Source organism: Streptomyces sp. NPDC007162 (genome assembly GCF_040634175.1).
GTDB lineage: Bacteria > Actinomycetota > Actinomycetes > Streptomycetales > Streptomycetaceae > Streptomyces.
In genome coordinates this window covers 1-10,410 of record NZ_JBEYFC010000322.1, presented here as the reverse complement: position 1 = coordinate 10,410, position 10,410 = coordinate 1, and the positions used below count along the sequence as shown (strand labels likewise).

Below are 10,410 nucleotides of genomic sequence, written 5' to 3'. Positions count from 1 at the left end.
GTGGGGTGGGGGCGTCCACGTGCAGGGTGCGCGGCAGGATTCCGTGCTGGAGGGCCAGTACCGTCTTGATGACGCCCGCGACGCCCGCGGCGCCCTGGGCGTGCCCGATGTTCGACTTCACCGAGCCCAGCCACAGCGGCCGGTCCGCGGGGCGGCCCTGTCCGTAGGTGGCCAATACCGCCTGGGCCTCGATGGGGTCGCCGAGGGCCGTGCCCGTACCGTGTGCCTCGACCGCGTCGACGTCGGACGCGGTGAGGCGGGCGTCGGCCAGAGCCTGGCGGATGACGCGCTGCTGGGAGGGGCCGTTGGGGGCGGTGAGGCCGTTGGAGGCGCCGTCCTGGTTGACCGCGCTACCGCGCAGCACCGCCAGCACACGGTGGCCCAGGCGCTGGGCATCCGACAGCCGTTCGAGGAGCAGGACGCCCGCGCCCTCGGCGAAGATCGTGCCGTCCGCGGCGGCGGCGAACGCCTTGCAGCGGGCGTCGGCGGCGAGGCCGCGCTGCCGGGAGAAACCGATGTAGGCGCGGGGGGTGCCGAGGACGGTGACACCTGCGGCGAGGGCCATGGAACAGTCACCCGCGCGCAGGGCCCGCGCCGCGAGGTGGAGGGCCACCAGGGAGGCTGAGCAGGCGGTGTCGACGGTGACGGCGGGGCCCTCGAAGCCGAAGATGTAGGAGATCCGGCCGGACAGCACGCTGCCCGCCCCGGAGGTCATCAGGTAGCTCTCCAGCTCCTCCGGAAGTCCGGTGAGTTCGCTGCCGTAGTCGCTGCCCGCGAAGCCGGCGAAGACCCCGACGTCCTTGCCGCGCCACGCGGTCGCGTCGATGCCCGCGCGTTCGAAGGTCTCCCAGGACAGTTCGAGCAGAAGGCGCTGCTGCGGGTCCATGGTGACCGCTTCGCGCGGGGAGATGCCGAAGAAGGCGGCGTCGAAGTCGCCCGCGTCGTGCAGGAAGCCGCCCTCGCGGACGTAGCTGGTGCCGTGGTGGTCGGGGTCGGGGTGGAACAGGTTGTCCAGGTCCCAGCCGCGGTCCTCGGGGAAGGGCGTGATGCCGTCGTGGCCGCGGCGCACCAGGTCCCACAGTTCCTCGGGGGAGGTGACGCCGCCCGGGAGGCGGCAGGCCATCGCCACGACGGCGATCGGCTCGGACCGCTCGGCCTCCAGTTCGCGGACCCGCTGCTGGGAACGGCGGGCGTCCGCCAGCACGCGCTTGAGGTAGTCACGCAGCTTCCCGTCATCTGCCATGAGAGTTCGCTCCTGATGGAAACGCGTCGGAGGTCTGCCGGGCCGGGGCCTGGGCTGGGCCTGTGGTCGGAGGTCGCGGTCGGTCAGGTGGTGCCGAACTCCCGGTCGATGAGGTCGAACATGTCCTCGTCGGTCGCGGTGTCCACGTCGAACTCCTCGACATCGGTACCGGTGCGGGCCGGGTCCGCGGCCGTCCTCCACTGCTCGACGAGCGCGTTCAGGCGGGTCAGGACGGTGGCGTGGGTCGATGCGTCGGGGCTGGTCCCGGCCAGCGTCGCGGCCATGGCGTCGAGTTCGGTCAGCAGCCGCTCGGCCGGGTCGACCTCCTGGCCCAGCTCGGCGAGGAGGAAGCGGGCCAGGGCGGTGGGTGCGGGGTGGTCGAAGACGAGCGTGGCGGGCAGCCGGGTGCCGGCCCGGCGGGAGAGGCGGTTGCGCAGCTCGACCGCGGTGAGCGAGTCGAAGCCGATCTCCTTGAAGGGCTGGTGGGGGTCGACGGCGTCGGCGGAGGAGTGGCCGAGGACGGCGGCGGCCTCCTGCTGGACCAGGTCGAGCAGGATCTTCTCCCGCTGTCCCGCGGTCGCTCCGGCGAGCCGGCCGGCCAGGTCGTCGGTGTCCGCCGCCGTGTTGTCGACGGCCCGGCGCGGGGCCCGGACGAGGGAGGCCAGCAGCGCGGGCAGGGTGCCGGTGCCGGCCAGGCCGCGCAGGGCGGCGAAGTCCATGCGGGCGGGCACCAGGACGGCGGCGGGGGTGCGCAGGGCGGCGTCGAACAGCTCCATGCCCTCGGGCACGGACAGGGCGAGCATGCCACCCTTGGCCATGCGTCGCTGGTCGGTGTCGTCGAGGTGGGCGCTCATGTCGGTGACCTGGCCCCACAGCCCCCAGGCGAGGGAGGTGGCGGGCAGCCCGGCGGCGTGCCGGTGGCGGGCGAGCGCGTCGAGGAAGGCGTTGGCGGCGGAGTAGTTGCCCTGGCCCGGGGAGTCGAAGGTGCCGGCTCCGGAGGAGAAGAGGACGAAGGCGCTCAGCGGCAGCGTGGCCGTCAGCTCGTGCAGGTTGAGCGCGGCGTCCACCTTGGGCCGGAACGTCGCGGCCAGCCGCTCCGGTGTCAGGGCGGTGATCACACCGTCGTCCAGGAGTCCGGCGGCGTGCACCACGGCGGTCAGCGGGGCGTCCGGCGGGATCGAGGCGAGCAGGGCGGCCGCCGCGGCCCGGTCTGCGACGTCGCAGGCGACGGTGCGGACGGTGGCGGCGCCCAGGGCGCGCAGCTCGTCCTCCAGCTCGGGCACGCCGTCGGCGGCCCGGCCGCGCCGCCCGGCCAGGACGACGTGGCGCACACCGTGCTCGGTGACCATGCGCCGGGCCACCAGGCGGCCCAGGGTGCCCGTGCCGCCGGTGACCAGCACGGTGCCGTCGGAGTCGAGGGGGCGGGGCAGGGTGAAGACGTTCTTGCCGGTGTGCCGGCCCTGGCTCATGAACCGGAAGGCGGCCGGGGCCTCCCGTACGTCCCAGGTGTGCAGGGGAAGGGGACGCAGGACACCCTGCTCGAAGAGGGCGGCCAGGTCCCGCAGCATCTCCCCTATACGGTCGTCGCCCGCCTCGTGGAGGGAGAACGCCCGGTAGGCGACGCCGGGGTGGGCGGTCGCCACCTCGGCGGGGTCGCGCAGGTCGCTCTTGCCCATCTCCAGGAAGCGCCCGCCGCGCGGCAGCAGCCGCAGGGAGGCGTCGACCAGGTCGCCGGCCAGCGAGTCGAGGACGATGTCGGCGCCGCGGCCCTGCGTGACGTCGAGGAAGCGGCGTTCGAACTCCGTGGTGCGGGAGCCGGCGATGCGGTCGGCGGGGACGCCGGTGGCGCGCACGGTGTCCCACTTGGCGGGGGACGCGGTGGCGAGGACGTCGGCGCCCCAGTGCCGGGCCAGCTGCACGGCGGCCATGCCGACACCGCCGGCGGCGGCGTGCACGAGGACCGTCTCGCCCGCGCGCAGCCCGGCGAGGTCGCGCAGGCCGTAGTAGGCGGTGAGGAAGGCCATGGGCACGGAGGCGGCCTGCTGGAAGGTCCAGCCGTCCGGGATCCTGGTGACGGTGCGCTGGTCGGCGACGGCGACGGGGCCGACGGCATCGGGGAACAGGCCCATCACCCGGTCGCCGACGGCGAGTGCGGTGACGTCGGGGCCGGTCTCGGTGACGATGCCCGCGCCCTCGTTGCCGAGGGTGGCCTCGACCTTGTTCATGCCGAGTGCGACCAGGACGTCCAGGAAGTTCAGGCCCGCGGCCCGTACCTCGACGCGGACCTGCCCGGCGGCGAGCGGTTCGAGCGCGGCGGGGGAGGGGCGCAGCGCCAGTCCTTCGAGGGTGCCGTCACTGCCGGGCTCCAGCCGCCACGCCGCCGCGTCCGCGGGGGCGGTGAGCGCGCCGGTGGTGTCGGCGCGGGTGAGCCGGCGGGCGAAGCGGACGCCGTCGCGCAGGGCGAGCTGGGGCTCGGTGCCGGTGAGGACGGCGGGCAGCAGGGCGCGGGACGCCCGGGCTCCGTCGGTGTCCACCAGGGTGATCCGGTCGGGGTTCTCGGCCTGCGCGGACCGCAGCAGGCCGAGGGCGGCCGCGGCGGCGGGGTCGGTGAGTTCACGGTCGTGGTGCACGGCGACCGCGCCGCGGGTGAGGACCAGCAGCCGGGTGTCGTCCAGTTCGGGCGCGGTCAGCCAGGTCTGGAGCAGGTCGAGGACCCGGCCGGTGACGTCACGGACGGCGTCGGCGTTCAGCCCGTCAGCCGCCGCTTCCAGTTCGAGGAGCAGCGTCTCGGGGATGCCCAGGTCGGCGGTCTCGGCGAGTTCACGGATGTCCTCGGCGGTCGCCACCGGCACGGGGTGCGGCGCGTCCTCGACGGGGCCGGGCGCGGGGAGTTCGTCCCACCCGACGCGGAACAGACGGTCGCGGACGGGGGTGGTACGGGTGGCGGGCAGGTCCGTGGCGAGCGGCCGGGACACCACCGAGCCGACGGTGGCGACGGGCGTGCCCGTGCCGTCCGCCAGATGCAGGGCGACCTCGTCGGCGCCGTGCGGGGTGACGCGGACGCGCAGCGCGGCCGCCCCGGCGGCGTGCAGGGCGACGTCGCGGTAGGCGAAGGGCAGGGCGAGCGCGGCGTCGGCGCCGGCCGGGGTGCGGAAGCCGATGGCGTGCATGGCGGAGTCCAGCAGCACAGGGTGCAGCCCGAACCCGTCGGCGGACAGCCCCTGGTCCGCGGCGAGGGCGACCTCGGCGAACACCTCCTCGCCCCGCGTCCACACCGCGCGCAGGCCCCGGAACGCCGGCCCGTAGCCGTATCCGGCGGCGGCCATCTCCTCGTACGCCTCCGTCACCCGCTCCGGGCCGACCGGGACCGCCCCGGCCGGCGGCCACGGGGCCAAGGCCTCCGGCGGGGTGCCGGCGGCCGGGGCCAGGAAGCCGCTGACGTGCCGGGTCCAGGCCGCGCCGGGGTCGCCGTCCGAGGGGCGGGAGCGCACGGACAGCGGGCGGCGGCCCTGCTCGTCCGCCTCGCCGACGAGGACCTGTACGCGTACGCCGTCGCCCTCGGCCAGGGGCAGCGGCGCCTCGACGACGAGCTCCTCCAGGGTGGGGCAGTCCACCTCGTCCCCGGCGCGCACCGCGAGCTCCACGAAGGCCGCGCCGGGCAGCAGCACCGTGCCACCCGCCGCGTGGTCGGCCAGCCAGGGGTGGGTGCGCAGCGACAGGCGGGAGGTGAACAGCACGGAGCCGGATGCGGAGCCGGTTCCGGTCCCGGAGACCTCGGTGACCGCGCCGAGCAGCGGGTGCCCGGCCGGTGTCAGTCCGAGGCTCGCGGCGTCGCCGTGGCCCTGCCCCTGGCCCGACTCCAGCCAGTAGTGCCGGTGCTGGAAGGCGTAGGTGGGCAGGTCGGTGACGGTCGGCCGCTCCGGGCCGCCGGCATCCCCGGCGCCCCCGTCAGAGTCCGCCGCACCTGCAAGGACCGCGGACCAGTCGACGGGCAGCCCGCCCACGTGTCCCTCCGCGAGCGAGGCCAGCATCCGGGGCGCGCCGCCCTCGCCGCGCCGCAGCGAGCCCACGGCGACCGCCTCGGCCCCGGCGTCCTCGAAGAGCTGCTGCATGGCGGTGACCAACACGGGGTGGGCGCTGGACTCCACGAAGAACCCGAAGCCGTCGGCGAGCAGATCGCGCACGGCGGACTCGAAGTCCACCGGGCGGCGGGCGTTGCTGAACCAGTACTCGGCGTCCAGGCCGACGGTGTCGAACGCGCCGCCGGTGACCGTCGAGTAGAACGGGACGGCCGAACGGCGCGGACGGACGTCGGCGAACATCGCGAGGATACGGTCGCGCAGCGGATCGACCTGGGCGCAGTGCGAGGCGACCGTGGAGCCGACGACACGGGCCCGCAGGCCGTCGGCCTCGCAGCCGGCCACGAACTCCGCAAGCGCCGCCTCCTCACCGGCGACCGTGACCGCGGCGGGCCCGTTGCGGCCGGCGACGGCCAGCCGCCCGTCCCACGCCGCGAGCCGCTTCTCCACCGCGTCGGCGGAGGCGGCGACGGAGGCCACCGCGCCCTTGCCGACCAGTTCCTCGGCGAACAGGGCGCTGCGCAGCACGACGATACGGGCCGCCTCCTCCAGCGTCAGCGCCCCGGCGACGTACGCCGCCGCGATCTCCCCCTGGCTGTGGCCGACCACCGCCGCCGGTGCCACCCCGGCCGCCGTCCACACCGCGGCCAGCGACACGTGCACCGCGAACAGCGCAGGCTGGAGGACCTCGATGCGCTCCATGGACGGCGCCGACGCGGCGCCCCGGACGACGTCGGTGACCGACCAGTCGAGGTGGCGGCGCAGCGCCTCGTCGCACTCGGCGAACCGGGCGGCGAACACGGGGGAGGAGTCGAGGAGTTCGGCCGCCATACCGGGCCACTGCGAGCCCTGGCCGGGGAAGACGAAGACGGTGTGCCCGGTGGTCGGGCCGCCGTCGCCCCGCACCACCTCGGGCGCCGGGGTGTTCTCGGCCAGCGCGGCCAGGCCGCGCAGCGCGGCGTCCCGGTCGGCGGCCAGTACGACACCGCGCTGTTCCAGCGCCGCGCGCCCGGTGGCCAGCGACCGGCCGAGGTCCGTCAGCGCCGCGCCGGGACGGTCCGTCACGTACGACCGCAGCCGCTCGGCCTGGGCGCGCAGCGCGGCCTCGCCGCGCCCGGAGACCAGCAGCGGCACGGGGGCGCCGGTCAGGAGCGGCTTCTCGGAAACCGTTTTGTCCACTGGATCGGTGGCGGCCGGGGCCTCCTCCAGGATCACGTGGGCGTTGGTGCCGCTGATGCCGAAGCCGGACACGGCGGCCCGGCGCGGCCGTCCCGTCTCCGGCCACGCCTGCTCCTCGGTCAGCAGCTCCACGGCCCCCGCCGACCAGTCCACCTGCGGTGTCGGCGCATCCACATGCAACGTCCGCGGCAACACTCCGTGCCGCATCGCCATCACCATCTTGATGACTCCGGCCGCTCCGGCGGCGGCCTGCGTGTGCCCGATGTTCGACTTGACCGACCCCAGCCACAGCGGCCGTTCGCGGTCCCGGCCGTAGGTGGCCAGCAGCGCCTGCGCCTCGATGGGGTCGCCCAGCGCCGTACCGGTGCCGTGCGCCTCCACCACGTCCACCTCGGCAGCGGTCAGCCGGGCGTTCTTCAGCGCCCGCCGGATGACGCGCCGCTGCGAAGGGCCGTTCGGCGCCGTCAGTCCGTTCGACGCGCCGTCCTGGTTGACTGCCGAGCCCCGTACCACCGCGAGTACCGGATGGCCCGCCTCGACCGCGTCGGACAGCCGCTCCAGGAGCAGCACCCCGGCGCCCTCGGCGAACCCGGTACCGTCCGCCGCCGCCGCGAACGCCTTGCACCGGCCGTCGGGGGCGAGCCCGCGCTGCCGCGAGAAGCCGACGAACGCGTCGGATTCCGCCATCACCGTCACCCCGCCGGCCAGCGCCAGCGAGCACTCTCCCGCGCGCAGCGCCTGCGCCGCCAGGTGCAGGGTGACCAGCGACGACGAGCACGCCGTGTCCACGGTCACCGCCGGCCCCTCGAAGCCCAGCACGTACGACACCCGGCCCGACAGCACACTGCCCGCCCCGCCCGTGAGGAGGAAGCCCGCGAGTTCGTCGGGGACCTCGGGCAGCCCGGCACCGTAGTCGTGGAAGGCGATGCCGGAGTACACACCCACGTCCTTGCCGCGCAGGCTCGTCGGGTCGATGCCGGCCCGCTCCAGCACCTCCCAGGACAGCTCCAGCATGATCCGCTGCTGCGGATCCATCGCCACGGCCTCGCGCGGCGAGATGCCGAAGAAACCCGCGTCGAACATCCCGGCGTCGTGCAGGAAGCCGCCCTCGCTGGCGTAGCTGGTGCCGGGGTGGTCGGGGTCGGGGTGGAACAGGTTGTCCAGGTCCCAGCCGCGGTCGGCCGGGAACCCGGTGATGCCGTCGCCCCCGCTGGACACCAGCTCCCACAGCTCCTCGGGCGAGGACACCCCGCCCGGCAGGCGGCAGGCCATGCCGACGACGGCGACGGGCGCCGTGGTGGCCGCGACCGCCTTGTCGTACTCGTGCTTCAGCCGGGCGTTGTCCTTCAGCGAGGCGCGCAGCGCTTCGACGATCTGTTCAGTCTGGCCGCTGCTCATGGCTGCTCCCACCGTGTCGAGTGCGCGATCACAACCGGTTCCCGTCCAGCGCTCGTTGGACCAGCCCGGCGACGTCCATTGCGTTGATCAGGTCGAGTTCCTCGGCGGCGTCCGTGGCGGACGGTGACTGCCCGCCGTCGTCCGGTCCGTCCGCGCCGGCCGCCCGGGCGAGCTGCCGCAGCGCGTCCAGCAGCCCGGCCTCCCGGAACCGGCTGAACGGAACCGAGGCCAGCGTCCGGCGGAGCTCCTCCTCGTCCGCCTCGCTCGGCTCCTCGTCGGCCGTGTCCGCGAGCAGTTCGGTGCGCAGGTGCTCCACCAGCGCGGCGGGCGTGGGGTAGTCGAAGACGAGGGTGGCGGGCAGCTTGGTGCCCAGGGCGGCGCCGAGGGTGTTGCGCAGGTTGACCGCGGCGAGCGAGTCGAAGCCCATCTCCTGGAAGGCGCGCCCCGGCTTCACGGCCCCGGCGCCGCTGTGGCCCAGCGCGATTGCCGTGTGCTCGCGGACCGCCTTCATCAGCGCGCGTTCCCGCTCGGCGTCGGAGGCTGCGGCGAGCTGCCGCAGGAACTCCGAGGCCGACTCGTCGCCGGGATCGTCCGCCGCCGCCAGACCGTCGACGATCTCCCGTACGCCCGGCAGGTCGCCGATCAGCGGGCTCGGCCGCAGCGAGGTGAAGGCGGGCACGAACGCCGCCCAGTCGACGTCCACCACGGCCACCCGCGTGTCGTCGCCCCGCACCGCGAGCGTGAGCGCCGCCATGGCTTCCTCGGGTGCCATCGGCAGCACACCACGCCGGCGCAACTGCTCCCGCGCGGCGGCGTCGGACGCCACACCGAACCCGTCGATCACACCCCAGGCCACCGAGGTGGCCGTCAGCCCCCGTGCCCGCCGCCGTTCGATCAGCGCGTCGAGCTGGGCGTTGGCGGCACCGATGGGCCCCTGCCCACCGCCGCCCCACACACTGGCCACGGAGGAGAAGACGACGAACAGGTCCAGGTCCCGTCCGGTCAGCAGCGCGTCGAGGTGCCACAGCCCGTCGACCTTGGCTGCCAGCGTCTGCGCCAGTTCCTCGACGGTGGTGACGTCCGTCTGGGCGACGCGCGCGAGATCGGCGGTGTGCACGACGCCGGAGAGTTCCGGCACGACGGCGGGCCCGGAGAGCAGCCGCGCGAGCGCCTCCCGGTCGCCGAGGTCGACCTGACGAACGGTGATCTTCGTGCCGTGCGCCCTCAGCTCGTCGCACACCTTCCGCACCCGTGGCGCCTCCGGGTCCGACGAGACGGTCAGCACCAGGTGCTCGGCCCCGGCCTCGGCGAGCCAGCGCGCGGCGTGCCGGCCGAGGCCCTCGGTGCCGCCGGTGACCAGCACGGTGCCGCGTGGCTGCCACTCCGGTCCCGCCGTCGCGCCCGGGAGCAGCGGACGGCCGCTCATCCTGCGCACCAGCGCGCCCGTGGGCCGGACCGCGAACTGGTCCTCACCGTCCGGGGCGGCCAGCACCCCGAGCAGGGTGCGGGCGGCCCGCTCGTCGAACACCTCGGGCAGGTCGACCAACCCACCCCAGCGGTCCGGCTGTTCCAGCGCCACGGCGAGCCCGAGCCCCCACACGGCCGCCTGCTCGGGGGCGTCGATGCCGTCCGTGCCACCGACGGCGACCGCGCCCCGGGTGGCGCAGTACAACCGGTGCCCCGAGCCCAGGTCCCCGAGCGCCTGCACCAGCGCCAGGGTCGCCGCGACACCCTCGGTGAGCGTGGCACCGCCCGGCCGCGGACGCCGGTCGAGCGCGAGCAGCGACAGGACGCCGCCGACGTCGTCCACTCCCGCCAGCGCGCCCCGCAGCGTCTCGGCCAGCCCGCCCCGGTCGGCGGCGGCCCCGGCCCGTACGACGACAGTGCGCAGCCCCTGCCGGTCCAGCGCCGGCGCGACCCGCTCGGCGTACTCCTCGGCACCGCCGCCGTCCGGCAGCACGACCAGCCAGGTGCCGGACGGCACCCCGGACGCGGCGCCGGGCAGCGGCTTCCACAGCACCTCGTAGCGCAACCGGTCCGCCGCGGCCCGCTCGTCACGCCGGCGCCGCCACGCCGACAGCATGCCCAGCGCCCCGCCGACGGCGTCCAGCTCCGCACCGTCCCGCACCCCCAGCACCTCACCCACGGACCCGAGGTCCTCGCGCTCGACGGCATCCCAGAAACGGGCGTCGGCATCATCGGCGGCACCGGGGCCGCCCTCGCCGGTCAGCCAGTAGTGCGCGCGCTGGAAGGCGTAGGTCGGCAGCTCGGGAAGGTGAACGGGCGGCAGGGACACGCCGAGGTCGACGGGGACGCCGGCGATGTGGAGTCGGGCCAGTGCCGTGAGGACGGTGTGTACCTCGTCGCCGTCGTGGCGCAGTGCGGGGACGAACACGGCCTGGCTCTGCGGGCCGGAGTCGAGGTTTTCGCGGGCCATGGCGGTGAGGGTGCTGTCGGGGCCGAGTTCGAGGTAGGTGGTGACGCCGTGGTCGGCGAGGGTGTGGATGCCGT

General features: G+C 75.2%; 3 protein-coding genes. All 3 read right to left on the bottom strand.

The window, feature by feature from the left end; translation table 11 throughout:
- A partial coding sequence (locus ABZ646_RS30350) for a beta-ketoacyl synthase N-terminal-like domain-containing protein (RefSeq protein ID WP_360525718.1) occupies positions 1-1,243 on the bottom strand: 1,243 nt, incomplete at its 3' end.
- Between the two features lie 83 nt (positions 1,244-1,326).
- Positions 1,327-7,899 carry an SDR family NAD(P)-dependent oxidoreductase gene (locus ABZ646_RS30345; protein ID WP_360525715.1) on the bottom strand — a complete coding sequence of 2,191 codons (6,573 nt, stop codon included), beginning with the start codon at positions 7,897-7,899 and terminating at the stop codon, positions 1,327-1,329.
- A gap of 28 nt (positions 7,900-7,927) precedes the next feature.
- On the bottom strand, positions 7,928-10,410 hold a 2,483-nt coding region (locus ABZ646_RS30340), incomplete at its 5' end, for an SDR family NAD(P)-dependent oxidoreductase (RefSeq protein ID WP_360525712.1).